Genomic DNA, 19,113 nt, shown 5'->3' with positions numbered 1-19,113 from the left:
TTTATGAAAGTTGTTGTCATTGACGGTGTAGCTGGCGGTCCTTCATTTGCCACTCGTTTCCGTCGATTGAATGAAGCACATGAAATCATTATCTATGAACGCGGAGAGAATATTTCTTACGCAAGTTGTGCTTTGCCTTATTATTTAGGTGGTGTGATCACGGACCGTGACTCGCTGATCGAACGTACACCAGAAATATTGAAAACAAAAAACAACATCGATGTCTTTACTAAACACGAAGTAACAGCAATCGATCCTTCTACTAAGCAATTAACAGTTAAAGACCTATCCACAAATGAAGAAATAAAAACAGATTACGATAAGTTGATCATCTCTTCTGGTGCTAGACCAGATTATCCGGATATTCCCGGAGTTTTTGAAGCAGAAAACGGCTTTGTCCTCCGTAGTGTGACGGATGCGGATCGAATCAAATCGTTCCTTGAAGAAAAAAATCCACAACATGTCGTCATTCTTGGTGCAGGTGTTATGGGTCTGGAATTAGCTGAGAATTTCAAGCATCGCGGCTTAGACGTGACTTTAATCGATCAATTGCCACAAGTCGCTTTCCCTTATGATCCAGAAATTGCTGATTTAGTTTATGACAAATTGCTGAAAGAAGGATTAGCCGTTCATTTAGAAACAAGAGTTACTGAGATCCGTGATAAAGGTCGAGAAATAGTATTATCAGATGGCTCCGTCCTTTCTGCTGATATGCTAATCTTTGCTGTTGGTGTTTCTCCGAATAATGAAGTGGTGAAAGCAGCCGGCATACAATTATCAGATACAGGCCAGATCATTGTTGATGACCAGTTACAAACTAATCTGCCGGACATCTATGCGATTGGCGATATTATCGAAACGACTAGTGTAGTGACTGGTCAGCCGATCCAAAGTATGCTTTCCAGTGCGGCCAATCGTCAAGGACATATGTTGGCAGATATTTTAAATGGTACGCCTATGCGCTATCGCGGATATATTGGTGCAGGTGTCGCAAAAATCTTTGATCATACAGCAAGTTATACGGGAATGACAGAACATGCATTAAAAGCATCAGGCATAACAAATTATAAAACTGTTTTTATCACTCCTTTTGACCATGCCTATTTCTATCCAGAAGCTACAAGATTAAATCTAAAGCTGATTTTTGATGCAGATAGCGGTCGTATTTTAGGTGGACAAGCATTTGGAGAAAAAGGTGTCGATAAACGGATGGGAGAACTTTCTATAGCGATCACCGGAAACTTGACAGTCTTTGATTTGCCTGATTTGGAGTTGCCTTACTCTCCACCGTATTCTACTACCCGTGACCCGTTGAATATAGCTGGTTATGTCGCAATCAATCAAATGACGAATATCGTAGAAACGATCAAAGCAAGTGATATACCCGAAAACGATTTGAAAGAAGCGTTCTTTTTAGATATACGTGAACCTAATAAAGCACCTTCTGGCAGTATCTCGGCAACAAAAAATATTCCAATGAATGAGTTACGAGATCGAATCAATGAAATCCCAAAAGATAAAAAAGTTTACATTACTTTCAGAAGAGGATTGAATACTTATACTTCTGCCCGAATCTTGGCAGGTTTGGGTATCAAAGCGATTTTGATTGAAGAATAAAAAAACGACCGCGGTGGGTAGCCGCGGTCTAGGAGTTATTTTTACTTGAGGAGTAAAAATGAAAAAGTATATAGGGTTGTTGGTTGGTATGTACATAGAATAGAAGATAAATGTGAAGAAATTGTGCATTATTTCTTCACATTTATTAGGTTATAGTTTAAGAAAGTTTAAACATTGCGCAATTTAATTATTTTAGCTGTTTCTTTTCATAAAAAAACATGTTGTGACTCTGAGACAAATCATAGTCCATAGTGATGTCTCTAGAGTAACTACGCCTAATATTACGAGGCATCATATTAATTCATCAGCACTAGTACCTAAACTAGCATCCCTTTCGAATATTTTTTCTTATATAATAAAGTTTGCTTTCACTCCTCTAATCTCACCAAATCGACTGGCTTGCGTTGTGTGATACTAGGAACTGATTTGTTTAGAACGACTTTTCTATTGTAATCATATTTTTCGCCATCCTCGTTGTCTTCTGATCCTTCAATGAATGATCCCTAATGTGTGTATTAAGTAATTTAATTTTTTTGTTCCTATTTATTTAACAAATAAATAATATAAAAGGTAAATAAAAAAGAGTGGATTTCTCCACTCCATGAAAAGCCGACTTTTTGGGACGCTTTTTTTTGCCAAGCCTCACATTTTTATAGCCAAACTTCTTTTGCGACTTGCTGCAATAATTGGATTTTCTTCCATTGTTCTTCTTCTGTTAAATGGTTTCCTTCTTCTGTTGAAGCAAACCCACATTGAGGACTGATACTTAGATTTTCCAATGGTACAAATTGTTGTACTTCTTTTATTCGTTCTTTTATTTTCTCCGTATCTTCCAAATCTGGAAACTTAGAAGTAACTAATCCTAAAACAACTTTACTTTCTTTGTTACTCCAATGTCTTAAAGGAGTAAAATCTCCTGCTCGGTCAGAATCGTATTCCAAAAAGAAACCATCATAATTTGTTGAAAACAACTCTTCTGCAATGGGTTCATATCCACCGGAAAACAGCCAAGAAGAAGCGTGATTCCCGCGGCAGATATGTGTTGTGATCGTCAAATCTTCTGGTTTGTCTTCCAGTGCGTTATTGATAATCTCTCTACAAATATGGGCCATTTCTTTCGGATCAATTCCTTTTTGAAGAAGTGCTTCTCTTTTAGTTTGATCAGCTAGAAACGCCCAATTTGTATCATCGAATTGCAGGTAACGGCAACCTTTTTCATAAAAAGCATGAATCGCTGCTTTGTAAGTAGAGGACAAGTCCTCATAAAAATCAGATAGATCAGGATAAATCTCCTTGATTTTTGAAGAACCATCATTAGATAGGATCTCTTGTCGTAAAATCATCGTGGGACTAGGGATCGTTGCTTTTGCAACAAAAGTATCATCTGTTTCCACTACTTCTTTCAGAAAAGCAAAATCTTTTAAAAATGGGTGATTTGGATTGAAAGATAATTTATCTACTACCCGAATATTATAAGCTGGTGCTGCTTTTCCGTGGAATGTTTGATTATATCCAGTTTCTGGAACATAGCCTTCGATACCATTTAGTTCTTCTAAAAAATCAAGATGCCAAAATCCACGCCGAAATTCACCATCTGTAATTCCTTTGATGCCGACTGCTTTTTGGTCTTCCACTAATTTTTTTATTTCCTGGTCTTCGATTGCACGAAGTTCTTCTTTTGAAAGTAAGCCTTCTTGAACTTTTTTTCTTGCTTCTTTGATCGATTGCGGGCGTAAGAAACTTCCGACATGATCTACTGTAAATGGTCTATTTTTGCTCATTTCACTCACTCTTTTCTTTGTTTTTTGTAAAAAAAAATCCTTTTACTAGCAAATACTAGTAAAAGGACGATTATACTCGTGGTACCACCTTTTTTCAGAAAAAACATTCTTTCTCTCAGCCTGACAATAAAATCAGTGGTCTTGGTAACGAAAGACTGTTCGTTTTTGCCTACCTTTCGACAAAAAATCCTCTAAGGCCATTTTCGACAGTCAACTTCTAGCTTTTTACACCAACCAAAGCCTCTCTTGAACCATTTTCTGTCTACTTTCCTTCTCATCGGATACTATTAGAATAAAATTAGAATAGCATGTTTGAAAGAAAAGTCAATAGGGAATAAGAACAAACAAAAACTAATTTGTTATTCTTAGTAATTTGTTTGTGGAATACAATAAAGCTTTTCTAATATGATAATTATTCAGTCGTCCTTTCATCTTAGATCACTTCCTTAAAATGATCATACCCGTTTCAACCACATAAAAAAGGACTTAATTTTGAAAAATTTCCCATCAAAACTAAGTCCTTTTTATTATAGTTATGCAAATTTGCTTATTTTCTCGCTATTTCCGATACATCTTGAATTCTAAGAATAGGTCATTATAGATGCCTAGGTATTTCGATCCTAGATCTTCGTAGACTTCAAGATGGGAGATCGTGTCATCAGATGGATAGAATTGTTCGTCCGACGAAATGTCTTTTGGCAATAACGCTTTTGCTTTTTCATTTGGTGTAGAATAACCAATATACTCTGCATTTTGTGCCGCATTTTCCGGTTCTAGCATAAAGTTGATGAAATCATAGGCACCTTCTTTATTTTTCACGGTTTTTGGCATAACGATATTATCAAACCAAAGATTGGAACCTTCTGGTGGGATCACATAATGTAAATGTTCATTTTCCCACATCATATCGGCAGCTTCGCCAGAAAATGTCACTGCCACGGAGGCTTCTTCATTGATCATATACATTTTGATCTCATCTGCCACGATTGCTTTGACATTTGGCGTTAAATGATTCAATTTATTTGCTGCTTCTGTCAGCTGTGCCATATTCTTACTATTCAAAGAATAGCCTAAACTATTCAAAGAAAGCCCCATAACTTCTCGTGCACCGTCAATCAGCATCAAACTGTCTTTTAATTCCGGCTTCCACAAATCATCCCAATGCTTAATTTGATCTGCATCAAAGAATTTATCGTTATATACGATCCCTAAAGTTCCCCAAAAATATGGAATCGAATACTGATTATCTGGATCAAAATCCAAGTCTAAAAATCGTGGATCAATATTATTTAATCCTTTGATCTTCGAATGATCTAATGGAAGTACTAGTTTTTCTTTGATCATTTTTTGGATCATATATTCACTTGGTATAGCGATGTCGTAGTTTGTCCCACCTTGCTGGATTTTTGTGAACATCGCTTCATTAGAATCAAATGTTTCATAATTCACTTTGTATCCATATTCTTTTTCAAATTTCGTGATCAAACTAGGATCGATATAATCTCCCCAGTTATAGATGGTAAGTACCTTTGCTCCACTCATGCCACTTGTTTTTTCAAGTTGACGAACACCAAGCAGCAGCACCGCAATAATGATGAGAATACCTAAAAACAGAGATTGTAATTTTTTCATCGCAGCCGTGCCACCCCCTCGCGTACTCTTCTGTTTTTCTTCAGCCGTTTTGGACGGTTTTCTTTACTAATGAAGTAGTATCCAATGACCAATATCATGGAGAACAAGAAAACTAACGCACTTAGCGCATTGATTTCTAAACTGATTCCTTGTCTTGCACGAGAATAAATCTCTACTGAGAGCGTCGTAAAGCCATTTCCTGTGACGAAAAACGTAACCGCAAAATCATCAAGAGAATAGGTAAATGCCATAAAATATCCAGCTATGATTCCTGGAGAAAGATAAGGCAAAATGATATTTTTGACTACTTGGAAATTATTAGCACCAAGGTCTCTAGCCGCATCGACCATTGAATCGTTCATTTCCTGCAATTTTGGCAAGACCATCAAGACGACGATTGGAATGCTGAAAGCAATATGGGAAAGCAATACACTCTGAAAACCTAATCCGAATCCTAGTAGTGTAAAGAAAATCAAGAAACTAGCACCGATAATAACATCAGGAGAGACTAATAAGATGTTATTCATGCTCAACAACGCTGTCCGTGCACGTCGTTTTTTCGTATAATAGATCCCCATAGCCCCAAATGTCCCGATGATCGTGGCGATCAATGCAGATAAGAAAGCCAGCATGAACGTATTCAATACGATAATGATCAAACGTGTATCTTCAAAAACAGCTTCATAATTTTCCCAAGTAAATCCTGTAAAGCTGTTCATCGTTCCTCCTTCATTGAAGGAATAAAAAATCAGATAGAAGATCGGTGCATATAAGAATAAAAAAACGATCCCTAAATAAAGATACGACCATTTAAATTTTTTCATTTATGAGCGACCTCCTTTTTTCTTCTCGCCTGTCAGGAGCATCACGATAAACATAGCAATGATTAAAATCACACCGATTGTAGAACCCATCCCCCAGTTTTGTGTAACCAAGAAATGCTGTTCGATAGCCGTTCCTAAAGTGATCACCCGATTTCCGCCAATCAGACGAGTCAGCATGAATAAAGAAAGAGAAGGAATAAATACTGCTTGAACACCACTTTTCACACCATTTAATGATAACGGAAAAATCACTCGTCGGAAGGTCTCAAAGCTATTCGCGCCTAAATCTCTGCTAGCACTGATCAAAGAAGGATTCATCTCTTCCAATGCATTGAAAATTGGCATAATCATGAATGGAATCTCGATATACGTTGCCACGAACAGAAAACTGAAGTCTGTGAATAATATCTGTTTCGGCCCGATCCCGATAAAATCAAAGAAATGATTCACGCTGCCGTGCACACTGAAAATCCCAATAAATGCGTAAGCTTTAAGCAGCAGATTCACCCATGTAGGCAAAATAATCAGCATCAGCCATAATTGCTTGTGCTTCAGTTTTGTTAAAAAATAAGCAGTCGGGTAACTGATGATCAGCGTGAAAAACGTGATCAAAAATGCATACCATACAGAATTGATCGTCATAGAAAGCGATGTCCCCGACGTAAAATAAGATAGATAATTATTCAGCGTGAATTGCCCATTCATATCAAAAAAAGATTGATAAATGATCATTAATACAGGCGCGATCACGAATAAACCGAGCCACAAAATATAAGGGACGGAATAGATCCTGCGCATTGTTTTCATTCTTGTCCCCCCTATTCTTCGTAGCTGTCAAGACGTGCATCGAATTCTTCTTCAGACTCGTTGAAACGCATGACATGGATATCTTCTGGCTCAAAGGCCAATCCTACTTTGCTTCCTTCTTTAGCTTTTTTCGTTGAATGGACCATCCATTCATTTTGCTGTTCATCATAACAGATGATTTCATAATGGACACCACGAAACAGCTGAGTATCGACCGTTACGACTAGTTTTCCTTTATCTGGTGTCGTGATCGTCAAATCCTCTGGGCGTAAAACAACTTCAACTGGTTCATTTAGACGCATCCCGCCATCGACACATTCAAATTGCTTACCAACAAACTCAACTAGATTATCTTCGATCATTACACCGTCCACGATATTGCTCTCCCCAACAAAATCAGCAACGAAATGATTGATTGGCTCATCATAAATATCTACGGGTGTACCACTTTGGACGATTTTCCCTTTATTCATGACAAAAATCTCATCACTCATTGCCAACGCTTCTTCTTGGTCATGAGTAACAAAAATAAACGTGATTCCTAATCGTTGTTGCAGATCCCGCAGTTCATACTGCATATCTGTACGTAGTTTCAAATCAAGCGCCGATAACGGTTCATCTAGTAGCAATACTTTCGGTTCATTTACAATTGCTCGTGCAATCGCTACACGCTGTCTTTGACCACCAGACATTTCACTGATCTCCCGTTTTTCGTATCCAGGAAGCTGGACCATACGCAAAGCATCTTTTACCTTCTTTTCGATATCTGATTTGGACATTTTCTTGATCTTCAATCCAAAAGCAACGTTATCAAAAACATTCATATGAGGAAAAAGTGCATAATCTTGGAAGACTGTATTTACTTGTCGCTTATTAGCTGGCAAATCATTCAACCGTTTCCCTTCAAAATAGATGTCCCCTTCTGTAGCTTCGGTGAATCCAGCTATAATACGTAGGATCGTTGTTTTGCCACAGCCGGAAGGACCAAGCAGTGTATAAAATTTTCCTTGTTCGATCTCAAAACTTACTTTTTTTAATACTGTTTCATCATCATAGCGTTTCCCTACTTGATCAAATGAAATGATTGGTTTCCCCACGTTTTTACCCCCTATATTACAAATATGATTGCGTTGCAACAATCAATACTTTTGTTCGTTTTTTGAGATGATTCCTTAATTGATGTTGTTTTGTCGCTTGATAATAGATCGACTGTCCTGCTTTTGCCACATAGACCGTCTCTCCTAAGCTTAACTCTAATTCCCCTTCTAATACAAAAATAAACGTTTCAGATAATGAAGGTTCAAACGTCTTATATTCTCCTGCACCTTCAAAAGTCAGCAAGACAGGCTCCATTTCTTTTTCATTCGAATCAGCCACGAGCCATTCCAATTCATACCCGTTTTCTTCATCGAAATAAACCGTATGATCTTCTTTTGAATAAACAACTTGCAGATTCGCTGCTTCTTGATGAAAAAATTCTTCTGGAGTCACACCTAAGACTTCAAGAATAGAAAAGAATGTTTCCATTGATGGTGAACTTAAATCTCGTTCCAACTGGGAAATATACCCTTTTGACAAATCTGTGCGTTCGCCTAGTTCTTCTTGTGTCAAATTCTTTTGGATGCGCAAATTTCTTAACTTCTCACCAATTTCCATAATTTCCTCCGAATCGAAGTTTTCTAATAGTAAACTTCCTGTTTACTACCACTCGTATTAGTATACGAAATTTATTGAAAAAGGCAACCCTTTGTAAAATTTTTTTTGCTGAATATTTCTTTATCTTTTGGAATAAATTCTAGTTGTTTGATTCTTTATTTTTCACCTAATTTTTGTCTAAATTTACGGAAGAACAAGAATAAAAGAGTAGGCTTTATGGTATGATAAAAGAAAATTTTAAAAGGAGTGTCTCACGAATGAACGCTTTTCGATCTTTTCAGGTAATAAAGGAACCTGTTTTCCATACAGCAATCAGTGATCTGACATTTACTGAGTTGGCTGAAAATGAAGTCTTGGTAAAAATTGCCTATTCTGATGTCAATTACAAAGATGCATTGGCAATGAGCGAGTCTGGTCAGGTGATACGAACATATCCGATGACTCCAGGGATTGATTTATCCGGAATTGTCGTCCAAAGTAACAATCCACGTTTTTCAAAAGAAGATCTTGTACTTGCTACTGGTTTTGGGCTTGGTGTCACCTATCCAGGCGGTTACAGCCAATACCAAAAAGTACCAGGAGACTGGTTAGTCCCTCTACCGAAAAATATGACACTGCGTCAAGCGATGATTTTTGGTACAGCAGGGTTTACTGCTATGTTGTGTGTGAACGCTTTAATCCGTCAAGGTATGACCTCCGATAAAAAAGTTGTCGTTACTGGTGCTTCTGGCGGTGTAGGCAGTACAGCGATAGCCCTGTTACATAAACTAGGATTCCAGTCAATCATTGCCTTTTCCAGAAAAGAAGAGTCTGTCACATGGCTAAAAAGTCTAGGTGCTTCTCAAGTCGTACGACCTGATGAATTTCTGCCAGAGACAACAAAAGCTTTAGGAAAACAGCAAATCGACTATGTCATCGACACAGTAGGTGGCGAGCAGCTAAGTAGTCTTCTTCCATTGATCTCTTATAACGGTGCAGTAGCTTTATGTGGCAATGCTGGGGGAATCAAACTAAACGCGACTGTCTTGCCTTTTATTCTGCGAAACATCCAGTTGATTGGAATTGATTCTGTCAATGTACCAATAGATCAACGTCTTTTTTTATGGCAACAGATGGCGGATTTGCAGATTGCAGATGAACTGGTCGTCCAAGAGATTACTCTGGATCAATTGCCTGAAACAGCATCTAAACTACTTGCTGGAACACACCAAGGAAGAACACTAGTAAATGTAGGTGACCATAAATGAAGATTCTAATCACAGCTGGAGGAACGACTGAAAAAATCGATCAAGTACGTGCTATTACAAATCATTCGACAGGACGATTAGGGCAAGCATTAGCTGATTATTTAGCTGCCAATCCGGATACCACAATCGATTACGTGACTACGAAACAAGCACTGAAACCGAAAAGACACTCCAATATAACGATTTATACGATCGAATCTGCACTGGACTTATTTTTACAATTAGAAGCACTAACGAAAAAAGAACACTACGATGCGATTATCCACAGTATGGCAGTCAGTGATTTTACTCCTGCTTTTAGTTTTTCAGAAGAACAGCTGGCAAAAAACCTACCCACTTCTTCAACGCAAGAAGAACTGGACAATTGGTTTGAGGAAAATGAACAGACAGATACCACTGTTTCAAAGATCTCTTCTGACACCGAGCATCTTGTGCTCGTTTTGAAGAAAACACCAAAAATAATTTCTTATCTACGTGAATGGCAGCCAAAAGCAAAAATCATTGGTTTCAAACTATTAGTAGATGTACCAAAGAAATCTCTTCTGGCAGTCGCAAAAAATAGTCTGATAAATAACAAAACTGATTTTATTTTCGCAAATGATTTGACGGAAATCCATAGCGAGACACACCACGGCTATCTCTTATCTAAAGATGGAACAGTGGAAGAAGCTCAAAGTAAATCTGAGATTGCTGCATTGATTACTGAGAAAATTAGACTGGAGGAATCAAAATGAAAAAGATCTTACTAGGCGTTACTGGAAGTATTTCTGCTTACAAAAGCGCTGATCTTACAAGTCAATTCGTCAAATTAGGTGCCCAGGTAGATGTGATTATGTCTAAAAGCAGCACACATTTTATCACGCCATTAACCTTGCAATCTCTGTCGAAGCGCGCAGTCCATACAGACGTCATGCAAGAATCAAATCCGCAGGTAATCAATCATATCGAACTAGCAAAACAAGCTGACTTGTTTCTCATCGCGCCTGCTACAGCAAACATTATCGGCAAGCTAGCAAATGGCATTGCAGACGATCTTCTTTCAACAGTCGCAATGGCGCTTCCAGTGGGAACACCAAAATTGATTGCCCCTGCCATGAACACGAATATGTATCAAAACCCGATCACTCAGCGTAATCTGGAAACATTGAGATCTGTCGGCTATCAGGAAATTGAACCAAGAGAATCTCTTTTAGCTTGTGGAGATTTTGGAAAAGGTGCCTTAGCTTATATTCAGACGATCATCGAACAGGTCATGCTGACTCTTAATGAAAGAAATGCTTAGAAAAAAGGAGTACTTATGAAAAATACAAAAAACTTTACATTAACTGCGATGTTTTTAGCTATTTTGATTTTATTAGCTGTTACGCCTTTAGGTTTTATCCCTATCGGTCCAATCAATGCAACAACCATGCATATTCCTGTAATCATTGCTTCGATCGTTTTAGGACCAAGACTAGGTGCTTTTCTTGGCGGTATATTTGGACTGATCAGCATGATCCGTAGCACAGTTATCCAAACACCTTTGTCTTTTGTCTTTTCTCCGTTTATCCCAGTCATCGGAACAGAACATGGAAGCTGGAAAGCCTTGCTGATCGCGTTTATTCCTCGTATCTTGATTGGGGTGGTTCCTTATTTCGTTTATAAAGGTCTGCGCAAACTAATGAAACAAAAAGCAGATTCCGTTTCTTTATTCTTAGCTGGACTTTCCGGTTCATTGACCAATACGATTTTAGTGATGAATATGATCTACTTTTTATTCCAGCAAGATTATGCCAAAGTCATCGGAACAAATTTAAATGCTGTTTATTCAGCTATTCTAGCGGTTATTTTTACAAGTGGTATACCTGAAGGAATCGTCGCAGGTCTTGCGACTGCAGCAGTATGCAATGTCTTGTTAAGATACTTCAAGTACCCTTCTCTTACTAACTGATAGTCATCGTAGCCGATCTCTGATTTTTTTCTCTTTTGGTGTTACTATTGAATGGAAAGATTTGACGTCGAAAGGATGATCCAAATGAAAATTTTTGTTGTAGGTGCAAACGGACAAATTGGCCGACACCTGATAAAAGATTTAGCTTCAAGTTCCCATGAAATTTTTGCAGGGGTGAGAGATGTCGCTTCCCAAACATTAGTAAAAAAAGAGAATGTTTCGTATGTCTCTTTTGATTTAACTTGGTCCGTGGAAAAAATGACCGAAGCATTCAAAGGCATCGATGTATTGATTTTTGCTGCCGGCTCTCAAGGAAAGAATCTTCTGCAAGTAGACTTGGATGGCGCAATCAAAACAGTGATCGCAGCTGAAAATGCGCATGTCTCTCGCTATCTGATGGTCAGTGCTGTTTATGCAGATGAACCAGCAAAATGGCCTGAGTCCATGACAGATTATTATATTACTAAACATTATGCAGATGAATGGCTGAAACGAACTAACTTAGATTTTGTCATTCTTCAACCAGTCACATTGACTAACGATGAAGAAGTTACTTCCATTCAATTAACTAAGCCTAATGAGAAGGCATCAAAAAAGATCACTCGCTCTACAGTTGCTGCTGTACTTGCCGCTCTAGTGGAAGAAACGGATATTTCCCGTACTACTCTTGTACTTTCCAAAGGCAGCAAAGAATTGGATGCAGCATTCCAAGAATGGGCAAAGGAGGAATAGATCCATGCGTGCCATTTCAATCAAGCATCCTGGTTCTGTAGATGTATTAGAACAAATTGAAGTGCCTGTTCCTAAACCAAAAGAAGGCGAATTACTGATCAAAGTCCATACAGCAGCTGTCAATCGAACAGATATTATGAAAAGAGAATCAGTCTCTTTGAAACCTCCCTACCCTATTTTGGGAGTCGAAGTAGCTGGAGAGGTAGTTGAGAATAAAAGTGATATCTCCACTTTTATTCCTGGGACAAAAGTATACGGATTAGTCAATCTAGGTGGTTATGCCGAATATGCTGTGATGCCTGCCGATCGTGCAATCCTTCTCCCTGATACGCTAGACTATGTTTCTGCTGCTGGAATCTCAGAAGTTTTTTTGACTGCTTATCAAACACTTTACTGGCTTGGAAAATTACAAGAAGGCGAAACTGTCTTGATCCATGCAGGAGCAAGTGGTGTGGGAACAGCAGCGATCCAATTAGCTAGACAGCTTTCTCACGCGAAAATCATCGTTACTGCAGGATCAGAAGAAAAACTCGCCTTTTGTAAAGAACTTGGTGCAGATGAATTGATCAACTATAAAAAACAAGACTTTCAAGAAGAGGTACGAAAAATCACTGAAGGTCGGGGAGTCGATGTTATTTTGGATTTCATCGGCGCTTCTTACTGGGAAAAGAATTTAGCTTCTATAGCCGTTGATGGACGTTGGGTCTTGATTGGTATGCTAGGTGGGACCATCGTGCCTGAGATAGACCTTGGTGTATTGATTGGGAAACGTGTCCAACTGCTTGGTACATTATTGACACCTAGAAGTGATCAGTATAAAGCAGAGCTCGCACAAACTTTTATGCAAAAAGCTGGGCCTTTTCTAGAAAATGGCAAGATTCGGCCAATCATTGACCGTACATTCCAATTCAGCGCAGTCAAACAAGCGCATGAATATATGGAAGCAAACAAAAACATCGGAAAAATCATTTTGAAGATAACTGAATAAAATCATGCTGATCAAAAAAGAGGCTGGGACAGAAGCGTTTAACTCCAAGAAATAAGAAGAAATTCACGAAAATTGCTTTTCAAATTTTTGTGAATTTCAGCTTATTTCCGAAGGAGTTGCTTCTGCTTCCGCCGTTTATACGTGTTTAGAGCGTGAGACAAAAGTGTTCTTTACTTTTGTCCCACGCTCTTTTTCCGAATAAACGGTGTTCAAAAGCTTGCATCTGCGGTAATAAGTCCAACCAAGTTAAAAACATAAGAAGCTGTTTTTACTTGGATGTTCTTATTACTTGATGCAGGGCAGCTTTTTCACAACCTCTTCACTAAACGGTATTCAATCAGCTGACCCTCGGTATTAGCTCAAAAAACGGCAAAATATGAGGAACTATTTTGCCGTTTGTTTCTCTAATACTCAGGTCAAAACGCTGATTTCACAACCTCTTTTTATTTACGTTCTATTTCATTCATTTTCCGAAGCAAATCGAGCTGCTTGTATGCCCGCTTGTCGCCCAAAAATAATGATCTCCGCAACTGAATTTCCACCGATCCGGTTGTTTCCATGTAAGCCACCTGTGACTTCACCAGCAGCATATACCCCCCTAATTGGCTGGTTTTCTTTATCTAATACTTCAGTGTTCGTATTGATTTTCACACCGCCCATCGTGTAATGGATTCCTGGTGCGATTTTGATCGCATAATAATTCGGAGACGATAAGTCATGTTCCATGGCTGTGGCACGGTTGAATTGAGCATCTTTTTTCTCCGCAACATCCGTATTCCATCCATCAACTGTTTTTGCTAGTGTTTCTTTTGGTAAATCGATTTTTTCTGCTAATTCTTCCATTGTCTTTCCAGTTGTGACATATCCTTTTTGGTCATAAAATTCAATAGCTGTGGCACGATCACGCACGCCTTGGTCAAAAATCAAATAAGCTGATTTTTCAGGCAATGCTGTAATTGCTGCAGATACTTTATCCCTTGTATCCATTTCATTGACAAATCTTTTCCCCTCTTGATCGACCAAGATTGCTCCTTCTCCGCGAACAACCTCACCAATCAAGACCCCCTCATCCTGCTGCACAGTTGGATGAATTTGTATTTTATCCATATCAACGGTTTGTCCACCTAATTTTTCAATCATGGTGATACCATCTCCAGTTGATCCTTCTTGATTTGTCGTAATATAATCAGCTAAATCGGGACGATATTTTTCAATAAATTCTTTGCTGGCACCAAAACCGCCTGTGGTAACTACGATTGCTTTTCCGGTGACCTCTTTTGGTTCTTCTCCTTGAACATGTACAGTCACTTCATTGACCGTTTCCCCATTTTTCTTAATGTCTGTCACATCTGCGTTGACAAAAATAGGAATTTCCCGCTCATGGACGTTATTCAATAACCCCTCCACTAAGTATCCACCAATAGCCGAGCCATCAGACGGACGATGTGTCCTCTTTTCACTCATCCCTCCAGTGATCGTTAAGTTGTCCAGTTTGATACCGTTTTGATCTAGCCAATCGACCGCATCAGCAGAGTGATCGACAAAGTATCGAAGCATTTCTTTATCATTCGTTCCTCCACCACCTTTTAGCGTTTCTTCATAGAAGGCATCATTCGAGTCTTTGATTCCTTCTTCTTTTTGAAATTTTGTTTCTGAAGCATTCATACCGCTTGATGATTTAGATGTGTTTCCTCCGGCAACAGGCATCTTTTCCAAAATTACTGGATTCAACCCAGCATCTTTTGCTTCGATAGCTGCTGCCATCCCTGCACCACCAGCTCCAATAATCACGACATCATAAGATTCTTTCATTTCTTTTGGATCTGTATATACTTGTTCAGAAGCGCCTGATGATACTTCGGCAGATTCCTTCGTACTAGAACTTGTCTGCGCTGTATTTTTCTGATCTGCGCCGCATGCGCTCATAGCAAGAAGTGCAACGGCTGTTAATAAACCAGCAACTAATTTTTTCATTTGTATCCCCCTTTTCTTCTTATACTATATTAAGTGATTTTTTTCACAATATCAACTCTGTTTTTCTTTAAGTCACATAGCTTTGGTAAACACACGCTTCTTAGTATAATTAAGGATATACATGAAGGAGTTATTTTATGAATCATTTGAAAACCTTTTTTACGAACAGTACAAAAACTGCAGGTAGAATCACAAACGGAATCTATATTTTATTACGTATCATCGTCGTTATTATGCTAGTGGATCAGGTCTGGAACCAACACTGGGGAAATACAATGCTTTTATTACTGACACTAATTTTATTTGAAATCCCTTATTTTCTGGAAAAGATATTAAAGATACAGATTCCAAATATGCTAGAAATCATTTTGTTATCTTTTATTTTTAGTTCAACAGTTTTAGGTGAGTTAAGTGATTTTTATGGCTATTTTTCAATGTGGGATACTTTTCTACATGCATTCAGCGGATTTTTAGCTGGGGGTGTCGGCTTTTCCCTTGTTTATTTGCTCAATAAAAATACAAAAACCATGAACTTAACTCCTTTATTACTAGCAGTCGTTTCCTTCTGTTTTTCGATGACAGTTGGTGTTATGTGGGAGTTTGTGGAATTTTCAGCAGATAAATTACTGCAATTCGATATGCAAAAAGATACGATCATCCAGCAAATCAATAGTGTGGAGTTAAGTAAAGATGGAAACACTGTCTATCATGTTCCAGATATCACTCGGACAATCATTGAAAGTCAAAATGCAGATGGTAAAACAGATAAAACAATCATCCAAAATGGTTACTTAGACGTGGGAATCATGGATACTATGAAGGATTTATTTGTTAATTTTATTGGAGCAGTTGTTTTCAGTGTATTTGGTTACCTCTATAGTCGAAACGATTACCAAAAATTTACGTTCATCAAGAATTTTATTCCTAAAAAAATCAAACGATAAAACATGCTAAAAAACAAGAGAAGGGGCAGTGACAATACTTTTGTCACTGCCCCTTCTTTTTTGAATGTATGGCATGCCATTAGTTATCCGATAGTATTAACTCAAAAAAGTAAGATATGAGGAATGACTATTTCGTTTTTTATCCCAATACTGAGGACTTATTTCACCATTTCGTTATTTATCTAATTTACTTAAAACCTGCATAACTTTTTCATAATCTGGATTAGGTGCGCCGTCTAGATTTTCAGCAATAAAAGTAAAACCCATTTTTTTATAAAGAGCAATCGCCTGATGGCTCCATGTCTGTGTGTGAAGATAGATTGGTCCGTCCGTATGGAGGGTAGGAAATTCTTGCAAGACTCTGGCAGTCAATGCTTTTGCGAGCCCTTTTCCTTGGTAATCTGGTTTCACTGCTAACCAATGAAAAACCGGATACACTTGCTCTCTTGATTTTTTTCGCCAAGCGGTACAGGTTGCTACTTTTTCTCCTTTTTTTGTCTCTACAAAAAACATCCTTCTTTCAAGTTCTTCAGGATAAGGAGCAAAGTTTTGTTGAAAATACTCAAGTGCTTCATCTGTCGTTTGAAATTCCCCAACGGAAGTTTCAATCTCCGCCCAAGCAGATTCATCTTCTTTTTGATAAAATCGAAATTCAAAACCTTCCGCTAAAGGCGTGATTGGAACATTTTGTTGAAGTGGTCTTGTCATCCAGATTTCTGCGTAAGGTAACGTTTTATCTAACATTTTTCTATCCCTCCTCGTCTCCATTATGCCAAATAACATATGACTCAGCTACTTATTTGACTATAACAGATAGAGATATAAATCAGAACCAGTCATCTGCGTCAAATTCATTTCGATTAGCGTATACCCATGTTCCTGCCATACCTCGCATGAAATCTCCTAAAGCAGAAGAAGGAATACCTCCACCAGGTGCGGGTGTTCCCGGACTAGGAAGTGGTACTTGCGGCTGTGGATGTTCATCGGTAGAATCAATAGTTGACAAGCGTTTTTTCTTCGTTTCCTTCTGGTCATCTGATTCCTTCTGATCTTCCGACTGTTTAGCAACAAATTCTTTTTCTGATTGTTGTTTTATTTTAGGCTCTAAAATTTCATTTTCCAATCCAGAAACTTGTGGGGCCAAATGAGCTTCTTGCCTTATCGTTTTATTAGATTCTGAGATTTTTCTAGATATTCTTGCTAACTCTAGGCTTCTTGTTTGTTTTACTTTCCCTGTTGGAGAAACTGCATGAGCCATTTGTTGTTTTTTTCTGACAAGCTTTCTTCTTGTCTTTTTTGTTCTTTTTGATCTATCTGTTTGTTTAATGGTAAAACATGTAATAGTGACTGAGCATGGAGTTCTTGGAGTGAATACGGGTCATGATAACTATACATAATCGTAAAATCACCTGTTTGTTTGGTCAAATAACCATCCTTCAATGGTACTTCATTGATTGTAACCTATACATCCTTTAACGGTACGGGTTTATCTAAGGAATTTGTTGCTGATTGGATCAACTCTTCTTTGTTTATTTTTTCGTTTGGATGAACAATAAGATTATGGCCTTCTAATGAACGATTGTCTGGTATATAAACATAAGTAAAGGTAATTTCCCCTCCTGATTGCTTCCTGTTATTTATCAGTTCTGAGTGAAGTACTTCAAGGATCTCCGACCAGTGACTTTTTCTGTCTAATCCGTTTGCTTGCATCCAATCAGAAATAGAAGTGACTTTTCCGTCTTGTTCATAAGTCGATAAATCTATATTTGGCACTCGATCAGAAAATTCAGCAGGTAGGCGCAAATCAGGAATACGATTTACACTACTCATATGTGTTTCTGCTTGAAGTTCTTTATTTGTTTGACTATCTATAAAATGAGTGATGACAGTCGATGAAGCAGCAGATGCTTCTACATAAACTGCAGCTGTTGTTTCTGCCACATTTGATGTTTTCGAGTCTATATAAGTTAATACAACGGGATATTCTCCCGGAGTTGTAGTATCTACTGTCCCGTTCATTTTGATTTCTTCTTTATTTCCTGAAGTTCCATCGCTTTTTGTTACATATTCAACAAGATCTTTAGTGGCGTAACTCTCTCCTGTTCTTAAGTGAAGATCTTTTCCTTTGATAGCTGTTTGATCAGCACGAACATGGATCACAGCAGATGCAGTCTTTGTTTTTAAAGCAATTGGATCAAAATAGGACAAGGAAATAGTAGATGTTCCTGTATTAGTCGTATCCACGATATTCCCATTGTTTGAAATTACTTTGGACATATCTCCTTGTGTTCCATCTGCGTTCTTCAGCCTTTCTACCAGATCAGATATCGAAACTTTTGTCCCTGCCAGAACATCGATTTTCTTTCCTTCAAACTGTGAATAATCTTTTTCATATACATAAGAAACTTGTGCGCTTCCACCGTCCTTTATATCTGTCAAAGCATGATTCAAAATATCAGTGATCTGTTTTAACTGATCACCTTTTGTAGGATCAGTCATATCGGAAAAGATAGAAAGCGGCACACTGCTTCCGGTTTCCGATGTCCATAATGTTTTGTTAGGAATTAACCAGTAGTGGTTTATCGTTGGAGGATAACTGACTTTATTATAGGAAGTCAATGCAGGAAGTAGCTGTTTTCCATTTGCATCAGTGAAAGTATGAGTAATAGTGATAGGGGAATCAGTGGTCTCAGAAACAGAGGTACGTACGACCTTGATGGTTTGTGCCGTTGCCTGAACGGGTACATGCATATAGACACCTACAGATAAACTGATCAGCATCGTGCGCATCATAAACTTAACGTAGTGTTTTTCAGAACACGACCGTTCCTTATCTAAACGACAAGCGTGTTTATTTAGTTGTTTTGAACGTCTTTTTGAACACATTTATTCTTAGTCCTCCCTACTCTTGTCTAAACATGAAGTAGTAATTTTCATAAGATGATTTCATTATATAAATAAAATCAAAAGAAGATGGACTA

At 38.0% G+C, this 19,113-nt stretch carries 16 protein-coding genes, 1 pseudogene and 1 other annotated feature; of the genes and pseudogenes, 8 read left to right on the top strand and 9 right to left on the bottom strand.

What is annotated here, in order from left to right:
* Nucleotides 1-3: 3 nt before the first annotated feature.
* Nucleotides 4-1,617, top strand: a complete 1,614-nt coding sequence (locus FTX43_RS07930) for an FAD-dependent oxidoreductase (RefSeq protein ID WP_147606965.1) — start codon at nucleotides 4-6, stop codon at nucleotides 1,615-1,617.
* A 650-nt stretch (nucleotides 1,618-2,267) separates the two neighbouring features.
* On the opposite strand, the gene FTX43_RS07925 is transcribed toward FTX43_RS07930, so the two are convergent.
* The 6 genes from FTX43_RS07925 to FTX43_RS07900 all read right to left on the bottom strand — a co-directional run bounded on the left by FTX43_RS07925 (nucleotide 2,268) and on the right by FTX43_RS07900 (nucleotide 8,317).
* Nucleotides 2,268-3,398, bottom strand: coding sequence for a 5-methyltetrahydropteroyltriglutamate--homocysteine S-methyltransferase (locus FTX43_RS07925; RefSeq protein WP_002293466.1), 1,131 nt, complete (start codon nucleotides 3,396-3,398; stop codon nucleotides 2,268-2,270).
* 59 nt (nucleotides 3,399-3,457) lie between these two features.
* Nucleotides 3,458-3,685: a binding site (T-box leader), on the bottom strand.
* Between the two features lie 271 nt (nucleotides 3,686-3,956).
* The gene (locus FTX43_RS07920) at nucleotides 3,957-5,030 is read right to left on the bottom strand and encodes an ABC transporter substrate-binding protein (protein WP_002293464.1); all 1,074 of its coding nucleotides are present in this window, start codon (nucleotides 5,028-5,030) and stop codon (nucleotides 3,957-3,959) included.
* Nucleotides 5,027-5,854 carry an ABC transporter permease gene (locus FTX43_RS07915; RefSeq protein WP_002287036.1) on the bottom strand — a complete coding sequence of 276 codons (828 nt, stop codon included), beginning with the start codon at nucleotides 5,852-5,854 and terminating at the stop codon, nucleotides 5,027-5,029. The genes FTX43_RS07920 and FTX43_RS07915 overlap by 4 nt, the downstream gene beginning before the upstream one ends.
* The gene (locus tag FTX43_RS07910; RefSeq protein ID WP_002287038.1) at nucleotides 5,855-6,661 is read right to left on the bottom strand and encodes an ABC transporter permease; all 807 of its coding nucleotides are present in this window, start codon (nucleotides 6,659-6,661) and stop codon (nucleotides 5,855-5,857) included.
* Nucleotides 6,662-6,672: 11 nt separating this feature from the next.
* On the bottom strand, nucleotides 6,673-7,758 hold the full coding sequence (locus FTX43_RS07905) for an ABC transporter ATP-binding protein (RefSeq protein WP_147606963.1): 1,086 nt from the start codon (nucleotides 7,756-7,758) through the stop codon (nucleotides 6,673-6,675).
* Nucleotides 7,759-7,774: 16 nt separating this feature from the next.
* Complete coding sequence (locus FTX43_RS07900) at nucleotides 7,775-8,317, bottom strand: helix-turn-helix domain-containing protein (protein ID WP_002287040.1); 543 nt, start codon at nucleotides 8,315-8,317, stop codon at nucleotides 7,775-7,777.
* Nucleotides 8,318-8,574: 257 nt separating this feature from the next.
* Here FTX43_RS07900 and FTX43_RS07895 point away from each other — a divergent pair, with 257 nt between their 5' ends.
* The 6 genes from FTX43_RS07895 (at nucleotide 8,575) to FTX43_RS07870 (ending at nucleotide 13,214) form a co-directional block, all read left to right on the top strand.
* Nucleotides 8,575-9,564 (top strand): oxidoreductase, encoded by a 990-nt coding sequence (locus FTX43_RS07895; protein WP_002327722.1) that lies wholly within the window; start codon nucleotides 8,575-8,577, stop codon nucleotides 9,562-9,564.
* Nucleotides 9,561-10,298, top strand: a complete 738-nt coding sequence (locus FTX43_RS07890) for a phosphopantothenate--cysteine ligase (RefSeq protein ID WP_147606961.1) — start codon at nucleotides 9,561-9,563, stop codon at nucleotides 10,296-10,298. Before FTX43_RS07895 ends, FTX43_RS07890 begins: the two co-directional genes overlap by 4 nt.
* Nucleotides 10,295-10,846: a phosphopantothenoylcysteine decarboxylase gene (coaC, locus tag FTX43_RS07885; protein ID WP_002327720.1), complete on the top strand. Its 552-nt coding sequence runs from the start codon at nucleotides 10,295-10,297 to the stop codon at nucleotides 10,844-10,846. Before FTX43_RS07890 ends, coaC begins: the two co-directional genes overlap by 4 nt.
* 15 nt (nucleotides 10,847-10,861) lie before the next feature.
* A complete protein-coding gene (locus tag FTX43_RS07880; protein WP_147606959.1) occupies nucleotides 10,862-11,494 on the top strand; it encodes an ECF transporter S component in 633 nt (210 codons plus the stop codon).
* A gap of 84 nt (nucleotides 11,495-11,578) precedes the next feature.
* Nucleotides 11,579-12,226 carry an NAD(P)-binding oxidoreductase gene (locus FTX43_RS07875; RefSeq protein WP_002340207.1) on the top strand — a complete coding sequence of 216 codons (648 nt, stop codon included), beginning with the start codon at nucleotides 11,579-11,581 and terminating at the stop codon, nucleotides 12,224-12,226.
* 4 nt (nucleotides 12,227-12,230) lie between these two features.
* Nucleotides 12,231-13,214, top strand: coding sequence for an NAD(P)H-quinone oxidoreductase (locus FTX43_RS07870; RefSeq protein WP_002340208.1), 984 nt, complete (start codon nucleotides 12,231-12,233; stop codon nucleotides 13,212-13,214).
* Between the two features lie 459 nt (nucleotides 13,215-13,673).
* On the opposite strand, the gene FTX43_RS07865 is transcribed toward FTX43_RS07870, so the two are convergent.
* Nucleotides 13,674-15,188 carry a flavocytochrome c gene (locus FTX43_RS07865; RefSeq protein WP_002340209.1) on the bottom strand — a complete coding sequence of 505 codons (1,515 nt, stop codon included), beginning with the start codon at nucleotides 15,186-15,188 and terminating at the stop codon, nucleotides 13,674-13,676.
* Between the two features lie 137 nt (nucleotides 15,189-15,325).
* Between FTX43_RS07865 and FTX43_RS07860 the strand changes: the two genes are divergently transcribed.
* Nucleotides 15,326-16,132 carry a hypothetical protein gene (locus FTX43_RS07860; RefSeq protein WP_002287053.1) on the top strand — a complete coding sequence of 269 codons (807 nt, stop codon included), beginning with the start codon at nucleotides 15,326-15,328 and terminating at the stop codon, nucleotides 16,130-16,132.
* Between the two features lie 174 nt (nucleotides 16,133-16,306).
* On the opposite strand, the gene FTX43_RS07855 is transcribed toward FTX43_RS07860, so the two are convergent.
* A complete protein-coding gene (locus FTX43_RS07855) occupies nucleotides 16,307-16,876 on the bottom strand; it encodes a GNAT family N-acetyltransferase (RefSeq protein WP_002327717.1) in 570 nt (189 codons plus the stop codon).
* Between the two features lie 82 nt (nucleotides 16,877-16,958).
* A pseudogene (locus FTX43_RS07850) lies at nucleotides 16,959-19,018 on the bottom strand (bacterial Ig-like domain-containing protein).
* Nucleotides 19,019-19,113: the final 95 nt, after the last annotated feature.

This window comes from Enterococcus sp. DA9, assembly GCF_008000875.1.
Classification (GTDB): Bacteria; Bacillota; Bacilli; order Lactobacillales; family Enterococcaceae; genus Enterococcus_B; species Enterococcus_B lactis.
Note: the sequence above shows the minus strand (reverse complement) of the source record. Positions and strands in the feature narration are given on the sequence as shown.

Bases quoted from the DNA above. Each gene is read 5' to 3' on its own strand.
- FTX43_RS07930 (WP_147606965.1), top strand. From the start codon at position 4: ATGAAAGTTGTTGTCATTGACGGTGTAGCTGGCGGTCCTTCATTTGCC.
- FTX43_RS07925 (WP_002293466.1), bottom strand. From the start codon at position 3,398: ATGAGCAAAAATAGACCATTTACAGTAGATCATGTCGGAAGTTTCTTA.
- FTX43_RS07920 (WP_002293464.1), bottom strand. From the start codon at position 5,030: ATGAAAAAATTACAATCTCTGTTTTTAGGTATTCTCATCATTATTGCG.
- FTX43_RS07915 (WP_002287036.1), bottom strand. From the start codon at position 5,854: ATGAAAAAATTTAAATGGTCGTATCTTTATTTAGGGATCGTTTTTTTA.
- FTX43_RS07910 (WP_002287038.1), bottom strand. From the start codon at position 6,661: ATGAAAACAATGCGCAGGATCTATTCCGTCCCTTATATTTTGTGGCTC.
- FTX43_RS07900 (WP_002287040.1), bottom strand. From the start codon at position 8,317: ATGGAAATTGGTGAGAAGTTAAGAAATTTGCGCATCCAAAAGAATTTG.
- FTX43_RS07895 (WP_002327722.1), top strand. From the start codon at position 8,575: ATGAACGCTTTTCGATCTTTTCAGGTAATAAAGGAACCTGTTTTCCAT.
- FTX43_RS07890 (WP_147606961.1), top strand. From the start codon at position 9,561: ATGAAGATTCTAATCACAGCTGGAGGAACGACTGAAAAAATCGATCAA.
- coaC (WP_002327720.1), top strand. From the start codon at position 10,295: ATGAAAAAGATCTTACTAGGCGTTACTGGAAGTATTTCTGCTTACAAA.
- FTX43_RS07880 (WP_147606959.1), top strand. From the start codon at position 10,862: ATGAAAAATACAAAAAACTTTACATTAACTGCGATGTTTTTAGCTATT.
- FTX43_RS07875 (WP_002340207.1), top strand. From the start codon at position 11,579: ATGAAAATTTTTGTTGTAGGTGCAAACGGACAAATTGGCCGACACCTG.
- FTX43_RS07870 (WP_002340208.1), top strand. From the start codon at position 12,231: ATGCGTGCCATTTCAATCAAGCATCCTGGTTCTGTAGATGTATTAGAA.
- FTX43_RS07865 (WP_002340209.1), bottom strand. From the start codon at position 15,188: ATGAAAAAATTAGTTGCTGGTTTATTAACAGCCGTTGCACTTCTTGCT.
- FTX43_RS07860 (WP_002287053.1), top strand. From the start codon at position 15,326: ATGAATCATTTGAAAACCTTTTTTACGAACAGTACAAAAACTGCAGGT.
- FTX43_RS07855 (WP_002327717.1), bottom strand. From the start codon at position 16,876: ATGTTAGATAAAACGTTACCTTACGCAGAAATCTGGATGACAAGACCA.